Annotated in this window: 15 protein-coding genes and 2 pseudogenes; 7 read left to right on the forward strand and 10 right to left on the reverse strand. The window is 59.7% G+C overall.

The genetic code is table 11. The features are described from left to right. Window position 1 precedes the first annotated feature (1 nt). The gene (locus tag AC04SF_RS18650; protein ID WP_488479023.1) at window positions 2–529 is read left to right on the forward strand and encodes a GNAT family N-acetyltransferase; all 528 of its coding nucleotides are present in this window, start codon (window positions 2–4) and stop codon (window positions 527–529) included. A 20-nt stretch (window positions 530–549) separates the two neighbouring features. Here AC04SF_RS18650 and AC04SF_RS18655 read toward each other — a convergent pair whose 3' ends face one another. Beyond that, complete coding sequence (locus tag AC04SF_RS18655; protein WP_488479024.1) at window positions 550–1,548, reverse strand: nicotinate-nucleotide--dimethylbenzimidazole phosphoribosyltransferase; 999 nt, start codon at window positions 1,546–1,548, stop codon at window positions 550–552. Between the two features lie 197 nt (window positions 1,549–1,745). Between AC04SF_RS18655 and AC04SF_RS18660 the strand changes: the two genes are divergently transcribed. Both AC04SF_RS18660 and AC04SF_RS18665 read left to right on the forward strand, forming a co-directional pair. After that, on the forward strand, window positions 1,746–1,976 hold the full coding sequence (locus AC04SF_RS18660; protein WP_488479025.1) for a DUF1289 domain-containing protein: 231 nt from the start codon (window positions 1,746–1,748) through the stop codon (window positions 1,974–1,976). A 112-nt stretch (window positions 1,977–2,088) separates the two neighbouring features. Next, complete coding sequence (locus AC04SF_RS18665) at window positions 2,089–2,796, forward strand: TIGR02281 family clan AA aspartic protease (RefSeq protein WP_488479026.1); 708 nt, start codon at window positions 2,089–2,091, stop codon at window positions 2,794–2,796. 2 nt (window positions 2,797–2,798) lie between these two features. Here AC04SF_RS18665 and dusA read toward each other — a convergent pair whose 3' ends face one another. Beyond that, entirely contained in the window at window positions 2,799–3,797 is a 999-nt protein-coding gene (gene dusA / locus AC04SF_RS18670; RefSeq protein WP_488479027.1) for a tRNA dihydrouridine(20/20a) synthase DusA, read from the reverse strand. 115 nt (window positions 3,798–3,912) lie between these two features. Here dusA and AC04SF_RS18675 point away from each other — a divergent pair, with 115 nt between their 5' ends. Next, a complete protein-coding gene (locus AC04SF_RS18675) occupies window positions 3,913–4,977 on the forward strand; it encodes a site-specific integrase (RefSeq protein ID WP_488479028.1) in 1,065 nt (354 codons plus the stop codon). A 1,029-nt stretch (window positions 4,978–6,006) separates the two neighbouring features. Then, window positions 6,007–6,207, forward strand: coding sequence for a hypothetical protein (locus AC04SF_RS18680; RefSeq protein WP_488479029.1), 201 nt, complete (start codon window positions 6,007–6,009; stop codon window positions 6,205–6,207). A gap of 271 nt (window positions 6,208–6,478) precedes the next feature. Here AC04SF_RS18680 and AC04SF_RS18685 read toward each other — a convergent pair whose 3' ends face one another. Further along, a complete protein-coding gene (locus AC04SF_RS18685; protein ID WP_488479030.1) occupies window positions 6,479–6,859 on the reverse strand; it encodes a hypothetical protein in 381 nt (126 codons plus the stop codon). 362 nt (window positions 6,860–7,221) lie between these two features. On the opposite strand from AC04SF_RS18685, the gene AC04SF_RS18690 reads away from it, so the two are divergent. After that, entirely contained in the window at window positions 7,222–7,623 is a 402-nt protein-coding gene (locus AC04SF_RS18690; protein ID WP_488479031.1) for a sunset domain-containing protein, read from the forward strand. Between the two features lie 148 nt (window positions 7,624–7,771). On the opposite strand, the gene AC04SF_RS18695 is transcribed toward AC04SF_RS18690, so the two are convergent. The 3 genes and pseudogenes from AC04SF_RS18695 to AC04SF_RS18705 form a co-directional block, all read right to left on the reverse strand. After that, a complete protein-coding gene (locus tag AC04SF_RS18695; RefSeq protein WP_488479032.1) occupies window positions 7,772–11,158 on the reverse strand; it encodes an amino acid permease in 3,387 nt (1,128 codons plus the stop codon). A 936-nt stretch (window positions 11,159–12,094) separates the two neighbouring features. Then, window positions 12,095–12,304 carry a helix-turn-helix transcriptional regulator gene (locus tag AC04SF_RS18700; RefSeq protein WP_488479033.1) on the reverse strand — a complete coding sequence of 70 codons (210 nt, stop codon included), beginning with the start codon at window positions 12,302–12,304 and terminating at the stop codon, window positions 12,095–12,097. Window positions 12,305–12,433: 129 nt separating this feature from the next. Then, window positions 12,434–12,619 (reverse strand): annotated as a pseudogene (locus AC04SF_RS18705) (hypothetical protein); the annotation flags it as partial. Here AC04SF_RS18705 and AC04SF_RS18710 point away from each other — a divergent pair. Further along, complete coding sequence (locus AC04SF_RS18710) at window positions 12,594–13,043, forward strand: Ros/MucR family transcriptional regulator (RefSeq protein WP_488479034.1); 450 nt, start codon at window positions 12,594–12,596, stop codon at window positions 13,041–13,043. The pseudogene AC04SF_RS18705 and the gene AC04SF_RS18710 overlap by 26 nt on opposite strands. A 100-nt stretch (window positions 13,044–13,143) precedes the next feature. Here AC04SF_RS18710 and AC04SF_RS18715 read toward each other — a convergent pair. The 4 genes and pseudogenes from AC04SF_RS18715 to AC04SF_RS18730 form a co-directional block, all read right to left on the reverse strand. Then, window positions 13,144–13,439: pseudogene (locus tag AC04SF_RS18715) on the reverse strand (DUF736 domain-containing protein); the annotation flags it as partial. Between the two features lie 13 nt (window positions 13,440–13,452). After that, window positions 13,453–14,289 (reverse strand): alpha/beta hydrolase, encoded by an 837-nt coding sequence (locus AC04SF_RS18720; protein ID WP_488479035.1) that lies wholly within the window; start codon window positions 14,287–14,289, stop codon window positions 13,453–13,455. Between the two features lie 10 nt (window positions 14,290–14,299). Next, the gene (locus AC04SF_RS18725) at window positions 14,300–15,007 is read right to left on the reverse strand and encodes a hypothetical protein (RefSeq protein WP_488479036.1); all 708 of its coding nucleotides are present in this window, start codon (window positions 15,005–15,007) and stop codon (window positions 14,300–14,302) included. 67 nt (window positions 15,008–15,074) lie between these two features. Next, window positions 15,075–17,018 (reverse strand): D-alanyl-D-alanine carboxypeptidase family protein, encoded by a 1,944-nt coding sequence (locus AC04SF_RS18730; protein WP_488479037.1) that lies wholly within the window; start codon window positions 17,016–17,018, stop codon window positions 15,075–15,077. Window positions 17,019–17,024: the final 6 nt, after the last annotated feature.

The raw sequence follows: 17,024 nt of genomic DNA on the forward strand, positions 1-17,024 counted from the left end.
AATGACCGCAGATTGGGATGCCAGCCGCGTCGAAATCAGATCGGAGCGGCTTCGCCTTAAGCTGTTTACGGCCGATGATGCTGAAGAGGTCTTTGCCGCCATCACGCCCGCAATCACCCGTTTCATGCAGTGGGAACCACCTCGATCATTGACGGCCTTTGCCGAGGTATGGCGATCCTGGCTGGCGCCGATACTTGACGGATCGGATTTGCATTTCGTTGCGCGTTCGTTGGCGCACGATCGCTGCCTGGGACTTGTCGGCCTTCACGCAGCGAGGACGGCGTGTCCTGAGATCGGGATTTGGATAAGGGAGGACGTCCGTGGAAACGGCATCGGCCGTGAGGCCGTTGCCGCTATGGCGGTGTGGGTGTCCGAGGAGCTCAATCCAGATTGCTTCGAGTATCCTGTCGCCGAGGAGAACGTGGCGAGCAGAAGAATCGCGGAAAGCCTTGGAGGCGTCATAGTCAGCCGCCGCACCAATCCCAAATACCTCTCAGTCGTCTATCGCATCCCCAATCTCAGGAGTTGATACGCCGAGGACCAAGGACCCTAGCCCCGCACAGCCGCCGCCATGCCCGAACTGGTCAGCGCCGCCGCTTTGACCAGGCCTGCGCCAAGTGCTGCCCCGGCCCCCTCGCCGTGGCTGATGCCGAGGTCAAGCAATGGGCGCAGAGCAAGCAACTCGGCGGCCTTGGCGTGCGCTGGCTCAGGCGACAGGCTGGCGAGAAGACAATGGTCGAGCGCTGCGGGGTTCGCGGCATAAAGCACCGCCGCGGCGGCCGTTGCCGCAAAGCCGTCGAGGAGCACGGGAATCTTTTGCATCCGTGCGGCGAGGATGGCGCCGGCTATCGCCGCGAACTCCCGGCCGCCGACCCGGCGCAGCACCTCCAGCGGATCTTCGAGATGGCCGCCATGAAAGGCCAGCGCCGCATCGACCACCTCCGCCTTGCGCGCCTGCATCGCCGCGTCGGCGCCGGAGCCCGGACCAACCCAGTCGGCACCTCCACCCCCGAACAGTGCGGCAAGCACCGCTGCGGCGACGGTGGAATTGCCGACGCCGAGATCGCCGAGGCAAAGCAGGTCGGTGCCGCCGGCGATGGCTTCCATGCCGAAGGCCATGGTCGCCGCGCAACCGCGCTCGTCAAGTGCTGCATCATCGGTGATGTCGCCGGTCGGGATGTGCAGGGCAAGATCGAACACCTTCAATCCGAGGTCGTTGGCGATGCAGATCTGGTTGATCGCCGCACCGCCGGCCGCGCAAAGCTCGACCGCATTGGCGGTCGCCACCACCGGGCGTGGCGAAATGCCATGCCTGACAACACCATGGTTGCCGGCAAAGACCGCCATCAGTGGCCGTGTCACGGCAGGCGGAGCCCGGCCGCTCCAGGCGGCGAGCCACGCGGCGATGTCCTCGATGCGGCCGAGCGAATGCCCCGGCTTGTCGGCCTTGGCAAACAGCGCGCGCACCCGCGCTTCGGCTTTGAGGTCGGCTGACGGCAGATTGTCGAGCAGGTTGCGGAAATCGTCGAAAGGCAGAGCGCTGGTCATGTCGTGAGCAATCATTCCTGGATTTGGGGAGCGGCATAGCCGCGTTGCGTGATTGGCACAACCTCCCTCAAACATCCGCCTTGATTGCCGCAAAGATGGCCCGGGAGGGCGCAATCGCGAGGGCTTGCATTGGCTTTGCCGTTGCACCATGTGGAGGTGGAAGAGCGGATTCCGCACGGATCCCTCGAGAGAAAGTCATGACGGCCATCGAATCCCCCTGCATCCTGGTCTGTTCGATCGACATGAAAACCGGCTTCTGCTTCGGTTGCGGCCGCACGCGCGAGGAAATCGGCGACTGGATGGGGATGACGCCGGAAACACGCCGCAATGTGATGGCCGAATTGCCGGCCCGGCTGGAAACGGTCGAGCGCCGGCCGCGCCGGGAAACGCGCCGCACCCGCATGGCCCGCGAACGCGACGCAATCTAGAGCAGTTCACCGTCTCGCGGAAACGGCGAACCGCTCTAACTCTTTGTTTTACCGCAATTCCGGACGAAAAACCGTTTCACACTTTTCCTGGAATTGCTCTAGCGAGGCACGGATGAGCAGTCGGCTGTTCTGGATTTTGATGGCAGTGATCGGCGTGGGAGCGGTCCTGCTCATGCTCAACGATTCCGCAGGCAGCACGCTCGGCGTCGAGAATTACGATTTCGGCCGGCTGATCTGGCTTGGCGCCTTCGGCGCCCTGATCGGCGCCGGCCTGCTGCGCTCAGGCCGCCCGGTGGGTGCGATGGCGCGCAATCTCGGCGCCTGGGCGGCAATTGTGCTGGCGCTGGTCGCCGGCTACCAGTACCGCTACGAACTGCAGGACGTCGCCAGCCGCGTGACCGCGGGCCTCGTCCCCGGCAGCCCGCTGGCGCTTGACGTCGAGGACGGCCATGCCACGGTAACGCTCGATAAAGCCGACAACGGTCATTTCGAAGCGCGCATCCTGGTCAATGGCAACCCGGTACGGGCCGTTGTCGACACCGGCGCGACCAGCACGGTGCTGACGTCGGAAGACGCGCAAGCCGCCGGCTTCAACCCGGCCGCGCTCAACTACACGATACCGGTTTCGACCGCCAACGGCATGGCGCGCGCCGCGGCGGTCAAGACCGACGCGGTGGCGATCGGCGGCATCGTGCGCAAGGACATGTCGGTCATGGTCGCGGCCCCAGGCATGCTGAGCCAAAGCCTGCTCGGCATGAACTTCATCGGCTCGCTGTCGGGCTTCGACGTGCGCGGCGACCGCATGATCCTGCGGGATTGAGCTCAGGCCGCTTCGGCCGCCCCTCTACCGAATTCGACCGCCGCGAAAGCCGTCTTCAGCACGTCAGGCCCGGCACCGGGCCGGTTTGCGTCGGTGGACAGGATCTGGCGGTAGCGCCGCGCACCCGGCAGTCCATGAAACAACCCGACCATATGGCGGGTGACATGGCCGAGCCGCCCGCCCTGTTCGATGTGACGCGCTGCGTAGCCGGCCATCGCGTCGATCAGCGCTGCGAAATCGAATGCCTCGGGCTTCGCGCCGTAGAAGGCGGCGTCGACGCCGGACAGAATGCCCGGTGTGTGGTAGGCCGCGCGGCCAAGCATGGCGCCGTCGACATGATCGAGATGCGCCCGCGCCTCTTCAAGCGACTGAATTCCGCCATTGATACCAATGAATTCGTTTGGTTTTTTGGCCTTCAGCCGATAGGCCCTGTCATAATCGAGCGGCGGGATGTCGCGGTTTTCCTTGGGGCTCAGCCCCTCCAGCCAGGCCTTGCGCGCATGCACCCAAAGCGCGTCGGCGCCGGCCTCGAAAACCCCGTCCGCCAGCGCGTCGAGCGCCGGCTCCGGATCCTGTTCGTCGACGCCGATGCGGCACTTCACGGTGACGGGGATTGTCACCGCCGTTTTCATTGCCGCGACGCATTCGGCGACGAGGTCGGGCACTTTCATCAGGCAGGCGCCGAACGTGCCCGATTGGACGCGGTCTGACGGACAGCCGACATTGAGGTTGATCTCGTCATAACCGAAGGCCTCGCCAATGCGCGCCGCTTCGGCAAGTTTTGCCGGATCCGAGCCGCCGAGTTGCAGCGCGACCGGATGTTCCGCCACATCGAAACCGAGCAGCCGATCGCGCGCGCCCTGGATGACCGCGTCGGCCACCACCATTTCGGTGTAGAGCAGAGCACGGCTTGTCAGCTGGCGATGGAAGAACCGGCAATGCCGGTCCGTCCAGTCCATCATGGGTGCAATTGCCATTCTATGCTCTTGATTTTTCAGCATTTTTTCTTTAACATCAAATCGTTAGAACCTGCCGAGTGCACACGAATTTACGCCAGAATACGACCCTTTTCGCCACGTTTCGATCTCTCAGTGCACACGGAGCGCACACGAAAAAATGGCCACCACCTACACAAAGCTCTCGTCCGGTTGCTGGCGTGTCCAAGTCCGTCGCAAAGGTCGCTACATCAGCGAGACCTTCCTGCGCCGAGACGATGCACGGCGCTGGGCAACCGAAACCGAGCGCCAGGTCGATCGCGGTGAGACGCCGACCAAGTCCCGTATAGCGCGCCTAAAAACTTTCGGCGAACTCATCGACCTTCATATCGACGACATGTGCGATGTAGGCAAGTCCCCTCGCCGCTCCAAGGCCGCAGCCCTCGATATGCTCCAAAGACAACTGGGGAAGTGCAACATCGCAGCCCTTGATCGCGAACGCCTCATTCGTTTCGGTCGCGAGCGGGCCGCCCAAGGCGCCGGACCGATGACTCTCGGTATCGACATTGGCTTTGTAAAACTCATTCTGGCCCATGCCGCTGCGGTTCACGGCCTGCCCGTCAAGGTCGAACCGGTTGATCTCGCGCGTATCGCCCTAAAGCGGCTCGGCCTCGTTGGGAAAGGCCAGCAGCGCGACAGGCGGCCGACGCAGGATGAACTCGACAGACTCATCGCCCACTTCGATACAAACCCTCGTCAAATTGCACCGGTAGGCCAGATCGTACGTTTCGCAGTCGCAACCGCGATGCGCCAGGAGGAAATCTGCAAGGTGCGTTGGTCCGACCTGGAATCTCGCACGCGGATGCTTCTCATCCGCGACCGCAAAGACCCTCGGAACAAGAACGGCAACAATCAGCGCATACCGCTATTCGCGGCAACCGGCTACGACGCATGGACCATTGTTGAGGAGCAGCGCGCCAAGCGAAGCAACGATGATGATCGAATTTTCCCATTCAATCATAGGTCAGTGGGCACAGCCTTCCGTCGAGGGTGCGCTGACCTGGACATCCACGACCTTCATTTTCATGATTTGCGGCACGAAGGCACAAGCCGCCTGTTCGAAGCTGGATTCACGATCGAACAGGTAGCGCTGGTCACAGGGCACAAGGATTGGAAGATGTTGCGGCGCTATACCCACCTCAAGCCGGAAATGCTTCACACTATCCAAGCGGCGAAGGCTGCATAGCTGACGCGAGTGGGAGCAGCTACCACACAGACCTCGATCGCTTCGATCCGCAAAGGGACTTGGTTTTGTAGTCAGGCATGGCCTCTGTCGTCGACGGGACACAATCGAAATTCAGCGGCGACAAATTCGCCTGAACGGCATCGACGCTCCTCATGTCCTCGCCCCATGCCCAAGAAGTAAGCGCCTCTCCTTTTCGCTGATTTCATCAAGCGCGTCCTTGCGGGGGCGAAACTCGCGCGCGATGCTGCATCATGAAGGCAGCGGTCTATATCTTAGTTGTCGCGGCAATATCTATCGACACGGCAACAGCCGAAACGCCAAAAGGGTCGTATGAAGTCTGCCTGGCGATCGCGGAAAGTAAATTCAAAGATCTTTGTGAGCGCCCGGCCCTGGTCGTAAAGCGGATCGTTTTCGAGTGCCGTCCCCAACTTCTAGCGCTCATACGGTCGATGCCGCCATCAGAACCTAGCGATAGGGCGGAGTTGCCGAAGCAATCCCCCGTGGACGAAGCGGATGGTACCGCAAAGGCCCTTTACCTTCGGCGTGATCCTCCTCGACCCGCACCCTGTCGCCGATATCTTGCTGTCGACCAGTGATTGGAACGTCCAGCCCTTTGTCATTGAGGGCGATCATTAGCGGAGCACTAGTCAGTCAGTTAAGCGGGGCTCGTGATGGACGATCACGTCCAAGATCGCCTCATAGACGCTTCCGGTATCTTTTTCGATCTCGGAACTCATGATGTGCTTTCGCGTCGGCGAATAGCTTTTGCGTCAAGTCAGCAACGGAAATGACGTCGGCGCCGGTCTTTGGGACATTCGTTGAGATCCACTCATAAAGGAAGTTGGTGCCGCTCGTGCTCATGCCCGCCTCCTGCCCCAACCTTACGAAACGGGCTGGGAAGCTCGGAATGCCTCCGGCAGATCTCACCTTGGGCCGGTGTTACCAGGCCGTAGGAGCGCGAGCACGAGGTCAAGTAACCTTACGAATCCGTAAGTCGCGTAATTTAGCCTATCCTAATACGAATAGCTCATGAGCAAGCATCCCGTCATGGACACCGATCCAGCCGACCGACCTTACGAGATTGAAGGGTTCGCCGAAAAGCACGGATTAACGTTGAAGGCGGCGGACGTGATCTTGCTTGCGAACGGACCATCGCGTGTCGCCTGCGACGCCGCAGCGAGGGCATTCCTGGCTGCGGTGGCCGGAAGGACTCAGTCCAAGGCCGGTTGAAGCCCCAACAGCCATCGATCTTGCGGCCGCTATCTTACGCCGCCAACGCATCTCGCGCGTTCGGGCACGTCCCTTTTGCCAGGCGAACGCAGAAACCTCGCCGCCCCATTTGCGAGCGGGCGAGGCCCCGGCCCCAATTACCGGTCCCAACAGCCGGCATTGCTACCGTTGCAATTGTTGTGCCAGTGGCAATTGATCCATGATGGGACAGAAGGACCGGTCGCCTTGCCCTTGTCGCAGCCTGCTGCACGGATTTTGGGCAGTTCGCCGCCTATTGCGAACGCTCGACCGCAAATGTTGTCGTGTCATCGGGCGTCCAAGGCGCGCGCGCTGGCGAGCCACTAAGCGGCGCGCGGCTGGCTTGCGTGTGTGGCGCGAAGAAGCAGCGGATATAAGAAAACGGCGGCGACAAGCAGATATGATACTGGCTGTCTTCGCTCTCGATGACGCGGTTCTTAGGGATGAAATATCGGTCCTTTGGCCCCGATCCTGTGCGGACATTGAACCCGCCACCCGGCAGCGGCTCGACAAAGCGTGGGCTGATGACCCCACAATCCTTCTTGTCGTCGCAGCATTCATAGCCGGTGACCGGGTCATGGTAGCCGGTATACCAACTGTGAGCGACCGCGAGCGCTATCAACATGAGCTTCATATGCGTCCAGAAACTTTGCGCCTCCAGGCTAACATTAGCAAGCGCTTGACGAATGCAGCGGTTGCCAGTCCTTGGGCTCGTTCTTCAGGTCCATTTCGGCCGGCGAAGTCCCGGCTTGGTAGGCAAGGCTGAACGAAGCCCGCCCCAGACAGTTTTGCCCCCGTCCGAGGCGGGCCGTGGAAGCTGATTGAAGGCAGCCTCCGGCCTTTGCCCACGGGGATTAAAACCAAGGCCGATTCAGAACTTCACCCGGCTAAGAACGTTCCGGCCGTGGCGATCGTCCGCCGGCCTCACATTAGCGATGGCTAAATCTCTCTGGACTCTTTTGCCAATGGAGCATTCTGCCGGCGGGGAGATGGGACGTGGGCAAAGTCCAGCAACAGCACAATATTGGTGCTGATCAGGCTAACCGCTGGCGCAAGAGCGCCAAGAAGCGGCGGCGCGGCTTTTGGCGGCTCGAGTATCTGTTCGCATTGATCCTAGTGCCCGTCGCCGTTATCCTCTCGCATAACCCCGACGTCATCGGCGCCGCTCCCAGCCTCATGCAACCCGAAGGCATTGTCGATGCGGTTCCTAGCACCTCGCTCTTTTCCATTGGTTGCGACATCAAAGGCAATATCAGCATCAACACTGGGGAGCACATCTATCATGTGCCCGGCCAGGAACATTATTGGGAAACTAAGATCAGCCCTCAGTATGGCGAGCGGTGGTTTTGCACCGAAGAAGAGGCGCGCGCGGCCGGCTGGCGAAAGGCGCGTCGGTAAACTTGACTTCGGCAATCAAGTCGTCTCCTTCCGGAGGCTGCTCGACAGCGGTCGGCATTAAGGGCCCAACGAATTTCAAACGCATGAACTGACTCGCAAAGACGCGTTCGAGCCGGCATGAGCCGCCTATCCCGGCAAGGTTTCTAGGCTAGCTGGCGACATTTGCTCGCTTGCGCAAAGCAACTTGCAAATCATGTTTTTCACCAGGAAATTTAGATCGGGCATCCAAGCCATTCGTCACATCTTCATACAGCGCTATTGGATGCGGGTGTCCCACGAGATAACCCTGAATCTCGGGGCATCCTTCGGTCATCAAGAAAATACGCTCGTCTTCTGTTTCAACGCCCTCTGCGATGACAGGTAAGGTCAGCGCATTTCCCAGGCTGAGAATCGTTCGTACGATGGCGGCCGACTGGGCATTCGAGTTGACGCCGGAAACGAAACTGCGATCAATCTTGATCTTGTCGAATGGAAACGCCTGTAGCGAGGAAAGGGAGGCATATCCGGTTCCAAAATCATCCATGGAGATCCTGACGCCCAACGCCTTCAATCGCCGCAAAACCGACAACGCGGTTGCCCGATCACGGATGAGAACCCCTTCGGTGATTTCCAGTTCCAGGCGTCCTGGCGTAAGGCCGGTCTCGTAGAGGATCGAATGAACGAGCCCCACCAGGTCCCCGAATCGGAATTGCACAGGGGAAAGATTGACGGCGATTTGTAGGGGGGCGGCCCAGGACGCGGCCTCCTTGCATGCCTGCCGGAGCGTCCATTCACCTATTTCAACGATCGTGCCATCCTGTTCGGCAAGGGGGATAAACGCCGTCGGCGAGACGAGTCCATGTCTTGGATGGTGCCACCGGGCGAGTGCCTCAAAACCAAAGATTTCGCCGTCTATCCGAGCTTGCGGCTGATAGTGGAGCACAAGTTCGCCATGTGCGATTGCCGAACGCAAATCTCGCTGCAAGGCGTAACGTTCTCTTAGCCGCCTGTCCATTTCAGGATCAAAGAACTGCAGCATTCGACGACCGTCCGCCTTGGCACGGTAGAGAGCGGCGTCGGCATTTGCCATCAAAGCCGCGGCACTCTCTCCGTCGCTCGGATAGATCGCCGCGCCGATGCTCAGCCCGATGGAAATGTGCTGGCCCCGGATTTCGAATTCGCCTGCCACCGATTCGAACATACGATCGGCGACGCCCTGGGCTCCAGCGGGCTGTTCACCCATGGCCAGGACAAGTGTGAATTCGTCACCGCCCATGCGGGCGACAAAGGCTTCGGGCGCCGCAGTTTCAAGGCGCCGGGATATGGCGCACAGAAGATCGTCGCCGGCCGCGTGCCCAAAAACGTCGTTGGCCTCTTTAAAGTGGTCAAGGTCGATGCTGAGAATGGCAAAGTTGCCGTGCAATGCTTTCGCCTGCTCAAGCGCCCTGGCCAGGTGCGCTGCAAGAGCGGTGCGGTTCGCCAGACCGGTAAGCGGGTCGTGATGGGCAAGATGCTCGATTTTCTTGTGCCGTGCCATAAGTTCGGTTCGCGCTACGTGCATATTCTCACGCGCCTCGTCCAGGCCGTGGGCGGCGTCTTTCACTTCATCTTGCAGGAGGTTGAAGCTTTCAGCCATCTCTCCGAGTTCGTCCCGAGAGTTTACCCTCACCGGTAAGATGTTCACCGAGGCGTGCGCCGCTTCGAGGTCGCCTCGCCCCAGAGCAGCCATGGCGAGAGAGAAGTCCTTTAACGTTCCGGATGTCAAACGCTTCGCTGCATTGGTCACCTCGCTTGCCGAATGGGTAATCATTCCCGGCAAAACCAGGCCGACGCTGATGGTCAGTAGCGCGACGACAACAAAAATGTCCTCCAGCGCTGCGATCAGTGGAGCTTGCACGTGGGAAACGCTGCTGATTGCCAAGAAATAGCCGGCACCGTCAAGCACGAGCACAAAAAGCATGGCTCCAGTAAGCTTCAGGTGAAGCGTGCGCGCCAGCAAGGGTAGACCCAGTGCGTGCCGATCCTCCATGGCGCGCCACGCGTAAAGCGCAGCGCCCGAATATGCCAACGTCAGACCGAACAATACTGTCGGAAGGCCAAACTGCTGGAATCCCAGTACGGCGGTCAATAGCCATATTGCCGCCGCCCCTAAGCCAAGGACGATCGTTCCCCTGGGAGCACGGAAGGGTCGCTTGGCATCGGCATGGTCTCGGCGCAAGAGCCAGACTGCGATGTTGGGCATGCAGATGCTAATCAGATAGGTAAAATTGGCCGCAGCAATCATCCAGAGCGGGTATCCGCAGAGCATGAAACCGATGGCGGCGCCAGCGGTGAGCAGGGTTGCCGCCCACGGACAATCCGTTGCGGTGCGGCTGGCCAGGAACCGCGGCAGCAGGCCGTCCTCGCTAAGTTGCGCAAGCGTCCGCGCGGCGCCTGCCAAGGGCTGCAATGTTCCATGAAACATGTTCAACATGATGAACCAGATGGCGGCGGCTTTGCCAAAACTGCCCAATAGGGGAGCAAACGTGGGTCCGAGGACCACCGCGAGGTCCGTGCCGAGCGGCCCTGGCCCAAGCACACCCAACCAAACAACCGGCAGGACGAAGAAATAGATACCGGCCATTCCCGCGCTGGCCAACATCGCGCGAGGAATATTGCGGTTAGGGTCGATGGTTTCGCCAACATGACAAGCTGCGGCCTCAAACGCCGGCGCGGCGAATCCGATCAGATATAGTCCTGCCATTACCGACGTGATGTTGCCGAACAGCCCGGCGAACGGACTTGTCAGTGTAAAGTCAGTCGCCTGCCGCCAGTCAACCGCGCCGCTAATGACCGGGATAAAGGATGATAGAAACGCAAGCATCGCGGAGGCTGTGGCGATCGGCATCGCCAGTCGTACCACCCACTTGATTCCACACAGGTTGACCGCCGTAAAAAACCCGATGAGCGCGCAGGCGACTGCCTCCACGGGGAGGTCCGGCAGGTACCATTGCTGGATTGCGGACGCTGAAAGAACCGCAGTCAGTCCGCACGTTGGGACCCAACCCCACCAGTAGCATGTGCCTGTCAAGGCCGAGAGGACGGGACTGTAGGGCCGGAAAGCTTCCGCGCACGCTGCAGAGATACCGCCAACGCGGTTTGGCCACATGAGAACCAATTCGGTCCACGCCGGCGCCGCAGCCCAACTAAGAAGCAGACCAACAACGAGCAACGGGACCGCTGCGCTTCCTTGACCGGGAATATTCCCTTGACCGACAAAAAGGGCGGCGATCAGAAAGAGGCTTTGATTGCTGCCTCCCATTGCGAGCGCCGTCGTACCCGCCCATTCCAAGGTCCTTGGGTGCGGTCGACAAGGAGTGACGTCGCGCATTCTGATGGGTCCATTCCAATACGGTAGGCTTTCGAAGCGCGACCGCGATTGAGTAATTGTAGGCGACGCAGTCGGATGTGGCCTGTTTAACCCAAACAGGTACGGTGAGCTTGAAGTATTAAGATTCCGTACAGCCCTTAGATGGTTACGGCTCGGGTTTGCCGCGACATCAACCGGCAACCGCATGCCCGTCTTGTTCCGGGAGAATTGTAAAATCCTGTCATCGGGCTCGCATCCCAGTAAGCGCGGCGCCTTTGTTAAAGCCGTATTCGACGAAATTATTGAAGGGTAACTGGTTGCGCGAGGGCTGCCATTATGGACAAGGACTGACAATTCTCCGCTTGTGATTTCGACATCGTGTGGAAGGGCCTCAGGAAGTCGGTTGCTGAACTAAACCTGGCGGAAGAACATTGGGCCCGCGCCATCGAGATCGGAAAGGCCGACTTCTGAGTTCATTCTTCGACCTGGACCTTTGCGGCCACTGTCTACAAGCTACGGAAGCTCAAACGCAGTTTCACCGGCGCAGCCACTATCTCAGACCACTCCGAAATAGCGCGCACGCACCCGATCGTCCGATGGTGCCTCCGGTCACAAACCGATGACATCTGGAACACGTGTCGGATCATGGAGATTCGCCAGTCCGCTTTGCCTTCTTGCCCACGAAGAGAACCATAGCACATCCCGCGATGGCTCGAATGTGGCATACCACTTGCGGTCGATTGTGTGCTGCGCAATACTACCTGTTGGGGAAATATAGCGTTGTAGGGTGAGTCACATGCCAGTCTATGTTGTTGAGGAAATGCACTTAGATTCGGTCATTCGGTCTGAGGCAGTCGAAGCGAGTAGTCCTGCTGTGGCTGCATCTGAAATGAATGCTTCCAAGACCGTCTTTAAAAGATGGGCGAAGGACTGGATCCGAGTGACCGACGAGGTTGGCGGGCAAGAATTCGCCTACCCTATTGCCCGGCGAAAGAACTCGCCTTAAGCCTTCTCCGCTCCAATCCGGTGGCAAATCGCACCTTCCGGCCGGAGCGGATCGGCTCCTAATCTGTCATTGGATTTGGCAAGAGGTGAACCTAGGCCGAAGACGGCGATATCCCCGCCGATGATTGCCGCTAGTCACTACTGTACCGTCCCTGCTCTGGCGCGCCACGAAACAGGGTCAGCAATCCATCGTGTGACATCGGATTCGCGCCAGCCCACCCCGTTGATGCTGATCTTGATCTGCGCGGGGAACGTGCCTTCGGCGATCTTGCGATAGATGGTCGAGCGGGACAGGCCGGTCCGGACCAGGACGGTTTTGAGGCGTATGATGCGATCTGGCTCGGACATAGCTCGCCTGCTCCTCAGTGGGTTGTTGCTGGTATGTGCTGGGACAGACAGCGCGAACCGATGCTCGACGCAATCGAAGTTCCCGCAGCACCTATCCATGGCGTGTTGCCGGCGGCAAATCGGAGGGTGTCAGAGCCCACGGCCTCGCCCCTCACCGATGCCATGGCTGAATGCGAGTTCCGCGCCGAGGCGCCGGCCGGAATCGATGTTGATGCCAAGCTCGCGCTTGCGGTTCGCAAGTAGGGATTCAAGCTGCGGATCGCGTTCTAGGCTCTTGGCCATATCGGTCATGGCCGAACGCGTTGACGAGTTGCCGAAGCTGATCGGCGATATCCATGCCGCTCTGAACGGCATCGGAACGCCAGCGGTAGAACCGGTGGTCAAGCAGGAGCCGGCAGTATCGATCAAGAAGTCGGTGACGCCGGACTTCATCATCTGTCTGGAAGATGGAAAGAAATTCAAATCGCTCAAGCGGCATCTTCAGCACTTTAACCTGACCCCCGACCAATATCGGCAGAAATGGAACCTGCCGGCCGATTATCCGATGGTGGCGCCGAACTATGCGGCGACCCGGTCGGCCTTGGCGAAATCAATTGGACTCGGGCGCAAAGCGCCGGCGGCCACATCTGCCGCGGCAGAAAAACGCAAACCCGCCGTGCGTGCGGCAGCAGCGAGAACAACTGCGGCTGCAATCAAGTCGCCGGTGAAGAAGGCGCGCAAGGCGCCGGCCAAAGCGTAGCCTGCTGCGTCTGACAGAGCCTAGGCTGCACTTGACCTGAACATGGCCAAGCCCCGCCTTGCAGCGGGGCTTGGTGTTTTGTCGGGTCATTCTGGGGTGGGCGGGACGAGATGAGCGAGAAGTCGCCCTTGGTGTCGGTCTCGACCAGGCTCGCATAGATCAGAGCGGGGAAGCTCGGATCGTCGAGCTTGACGGAGTGGTAGTCGCGTCCCTCCCGCGAGGTCTTCTTACATGCCGCCCCGGATTTAGTGACGCCAGCGAAGATGCGGAAGGCGGCACCCTTTTCATTTTCGCCATCGGCCGGAGCGAACGTTACCGTCTTGACGTTGAGGTTGAGGGTTTGACCGAGCCGGACAAGCCGTTCGTGGTGCGGGAGAAAGTGCCAATCGTAGCCATTGTGGTGCCAAAGTTAAGGCCAGACTTGCGGTTGTCGGAGGAAGGCTCGTTTCATGAACTCGGCGACGCGGGGCCACTTAGCTGGCGATTTTGGGGGGAGGTAGTCTCCATGGTCATAGTGCCCGTTAGTCTGTTCAGCGTCGCTGATTTGCCACGGAGTCTGTACCTGCAGAGGCGTCGGCGTAGGTGGCCCTTCGGATCCAAGAGCGATCTGGAAAGGCGTGTGGTCGGCATGAAGGAGCAATGAGAGAGGGTCGCCAATCGGGAATGCGAGCTTCAGGACGTTGTCCTCACGAGACGAAAGGATCGAAATACTCAAGCAGTTCTTTGCCGCGCTTGTGTACTCGGCAGTCAGGCAGTCGCGATTGATGGCGGCAGCCGTAAGGCAAACGGTGCTGGCCTTCCGACTGAGACCCGAGACGGCCTCGAGCACGAGGCGCGCACCAAGACTATGAGATGCGAAGGATATGTCTTGAGCCGTGCCGCAAAAGTCATTGCAGAAGGCTGCCAGTCGTCGTCCGCAGTCGATCGCGACGCTGCCTTCGAATGGATAGTCGACAAGGGGTATTACGCTGTCCCCGGGCCAGAGCACGGCAACAAAGAGGCTGGAACCGCCTAAAGCCATGTAATGGTCGAGTAGTCCAAGCGATGCCACGCCGTTTGACTGGGTAACGTTGAACCCGTGAACCCCGAACAGGACCGACTTGCCCGCGAACATTGCTCGAAGTCGTGCCTGCGGAATGAGCGTCCATCCCGACCCAGCGCGATCTCCCAAGCCCCCATAAAGCTGCGGGTTGGTATTAACCGCCCCTCCGACCGAACGGGTCCGAAAGTTGAGAAAAAGTGTCATTTCCCGGTCATCAACCCTTCAATGTTCCGACCGCGCTGACAGCAGCCTGAAGGCTGCTGGCTAGATCCTTCGCAACTGGCGCCAAGGGAGCAGCCCCAACGCCTACCAACAACGAAAGTGCGATGTTTGTGGTTGTGTAGTTGGCGCCGAACACAATCCACCCGCCGACACCTGCGAGAACGGTCGCAATGGCCATCGAGAGGAATTTGGCTGCGTTGCGGTACTTCTGATCGCCGCGTTCGTAGGCAGCGTCGAGCGCGGCGCTCAGAACCGCATCAAACTGCCCTAGGACGTTAATTTCGTCCTGGGACACGTCGGCGCCGTCGACAGTTTTCTGCGCGAGAGACTGCAGCTTCACAGCGTTGACGCCGGCCGCATTGGCAAGGCCAGTTGCATTTCCAGTGGTCAGTCCGAGGTGGATCAGCGACTTGGCCTTGGCCTTTTGATCCGCCTTGGCGACACCGTTCAACCAATTGGCCCTCAAGGTGCGCAAGATCTGAGCTTTATTGAAGCCGGGCGGGTTGCTTGTGAGCTGCACCAGAAAAGGATCGAGTGCGCCAGAGATATATCCGAAGCCGAAATTGGATGGACCGCCCCAAAAGGCCTTGCTCGCATCGACGAGGCCCATCGCCGCGGTGCCAAGCCCACCGGCGGCCCCAACGATGTTCACGATATTCGACAAGTTGCCGCTCAGCGCACCGCCGGTTGGATCGGCCATTTTCTTCCTCCCTCAAGGAACATTTCTTGAACGCAAGACGCACAGCACCGCCGTGCGCAAATGGGGTTCAGGTCGTTGTCCTCAGCGAGGACAACACGAAACAGGCATCCCCAAACCATTGAACCGCCCGGTTGATATGATCTCCATATGTTCGCAGGTGCCAGTCATTGGCGGTTGTCGCGTATAGGCCGCCGGCGTTGAAACAGGCCGCCACCAGCACGGGATCGAAACCGCTGGTTCTAAGTCGGCTGCGAATCTCGGCCGTCCCAATGTCAATGTTGACCGTTCCATCATAGAGCGGGTTGCTCGCCGGCGCAGGATTGGGCTGTTGCGCGTAGTACGGTGCGGTCTGCATGGGTTGGTACGAAAGACCGAGACGTTGGATGATTTCCCTCGCCGTTGTCGCCAGTGTCTGCATCGGGCCCGCGCTATAGTCCCCGTAGGTCTGCGGCGACACGTCGGTCACTAGGACCGCCGGCTCCCATCGAAATGTCCTTGGGCCTGTAAAGTCCACGTTGCGGTAGATGCCGGCCTCGGCACCGATCGTCATCACTATTAGCTCGGGCGGCACGCCGTGTTCGATCGATGATTTGCAGATCTGGCTGCCATAGGTCGCGAGAATATCTTGAACAGTTATTGGGGCGCCCGGCGAACGGATCGGAGCCGAAGAGGACGAAAGGTAGACGCCATTTTGATCGAAACGCCACTGCTGGCCGCCGAACTGCGAATGCCAATCCGAGGCCCCAACCGTTGGGCAGCTTGCCCAATCTAGGTGCGGGCTGCTGAGAGGTGGTCTGGCTTGGTTGGTTGCTACTATCGGTGATCCGAGATTTGGCGCAGGAGGAGTACCAACCCATCGATTTGCTGCAGCCTCGAATTTTGATCGCCAAGACTGATCGCCCCCATCCGGGATTAGGCCGTTTTCAAGGTCGCCGATCCTGAGACCAGCGACTTGCAGATGAGGGGTTTCGAATCCGAGGGGCTCGAGATCGAGCCCTCTGCCGATCTGATGAAGGCTGTCCCAGAGGGATTTTCTCGCTCCTGAGTCGTCCCAGCTCCAAGGATTGGCTTGCCCATCGTAGTAAAGGACAAAATCAGCGGCGAGCCCATACTGGTGGTAAGATTCCCAAGGTTGGGCGTAGGTAACGACTCTACCAGGGCGCGATCGGCCCTGCTCGTAAAGATATTGTTGGCGCTCCGGCGCCCGCCAGGCTTCAAAAATCCGAAATGGCAGTTGCTGCTGTGTACAAGCAGCGAGCACCTTCTGAGCCCGATCGCGCATCATGGGGTGCAACAAAGTCAAATCGCGGTTTGGTTGTGTTACGTCGACACGACCCGCCGATGCAGCCGGCTTGGGCGAATTCGGCGCTGGGGGAACGTTGTTCGGGGCCCGTTGAGAGCCGCTGGCATCAAGCGGCTTGCCTGCAACTCCCAGCGTTCCTCGAATCTGCTGGATCGCGTCGGAGTTTGCTCCACCGGAATCGATAGCAGCCTGCAGTTGCTCTACCGCACTCCTCACTGCGCTGGCGGCGTCGCCAGAGCTATCCTGGGCGATCAGTCTGAAGGCCGACGCCAGATCCTGGTAGGCTGCGTCCATCGCAAGTTGCGCTGCAGCCGAAGGAGGTGGCGTGCCGCTCTCAATCGCGGCGATCATTTTCATAGCATCAGCAATCTGATCAGCAGTTGCGGAACCGGACTCAACCGGCAGAGGGGTTGAACTAGGCGCTAGTCCGATCCCGCGCAGTGCATCCTTCAGATTTTCCCAGTAGTCGGCCAGCGGTATTGAGCCCGCAGTGGCGACCACTTGCTGAAGCTTGGCCGCAGCGGCAGCAACAACTTTTGCACCCTCAGTTAGCGAACCGTCGGCGACCTCTGCGAGTTGCAATGCGAGCGCCTGCTTTGCGTCAAGCAGGTTCTTTTCCTCGTCACTCGACGGCTTTTGGGCCAAGCGGTCGTCGATCTGCGAAAGCGCAAGGCTGATTGCCTGTTCTGCGTCGTCTGCAGCGCTCATGTTGAT

The sequence above is a fragment of the Mesorhizobium sp. CNPSo 4671 genome (genome assembly GCF_057784245.1).

Coding starts and splice junctions, on each gene's coding strand:
- AC04SF_RS18650 (WP_488479023.1), top strand. CDS start 2: ATGACCGCAGATTGGGATGCCAGCCGCGTCGAAATCAGATCGGAGCGG.
- AC04SF_RS18655 (WP_488479024.1), bottom strand. CDS start 1,548: ATGACCAGCGCTCTGCCTTTCGACGATTTCCGCAACCTGCTCGACAAT.
- AC04SF_RS18660 (WP_488479025.1), top strand. CDS start 1,746: ATGACGGCCATCGAATCCCCCTGCATCCTGGTCTGTTCGATCGACATG.
- AC04SF_RS18665 (WP_488479026.1), top strand. CDS start 2,089: ATGAGCAGTCGGCTGTTCTGGATTTTGATGGCAGTGATCGGCGTGGGA.
- dusA (WP_488479027.1), bottom strand. CDS start 3,797: ATGCTGAAAAATCAAGAGCATAGAATGGCAATTGCACCCATGATGGAC.
- AC04SF_RS18675 (WP_488479028.1), top strand. CDS start 3,913: ATGGCCACCACCTACACAAAGCTCTCGTCCGGTTGCTGGCGTGTCCAA.
- AC04SF_RS18680 (WP_488479029.1), top strand. CDS start 6,007: ATGAGCAAGCATCCCGTCATGGACACCGATCCAGCCGACCGACCTTAC.
- AC04SF_RS18685 (WP_488479030.1), bottom strand. CDS start 6,859: ATGAAGCTCATGTTGATAGCGCTCGCGGTCGCTCACAGTTGGTATACC.
- AC04SF_RS18695 (WP_488479032.1), bottom strand. CDS start 11,158: ATGCGGTTGCCGGTTGATGTCGCGGCAAACCCGAGCCGTAACCATCTA.
- AC04SF_RS18700 (WP_488479033.1), bottom strand. CDS start 12,304: ATGTCCGAGCCAGATCGCATCATACGCCTCAAAACCGTCCTGGTCCGG.
- AC04SF_RS18710 (WP_488479034.1), top strand. CDS start 12,594: ATGGCCGAACGCGTTGACGAGTTGCCGAAGCTGATCGGCGATATCCAT.
- AC04SF_RS18720 (WP_488479035.1), bottom strand. CDS start 14,289: ATGACACTTTTTCTCAACTTTCGGACCCGTTCGGTCGGAGGGGCGGTT.
- AC04SF_RS18725 (WP_488479036.1), bottom strand. CDS start 15,007: ATGGCCGATCCAACCGGCGGTGCGCTGAGCGGCAACTTGTCGAATATC.
- AC04SF_RS18730 (WP_488479037.1), bottom strand. CDS start 17,018: ATGAGCGCTGCAGACGACGCAGAACAGGCAATCAGCCTTGCGCTTTCG.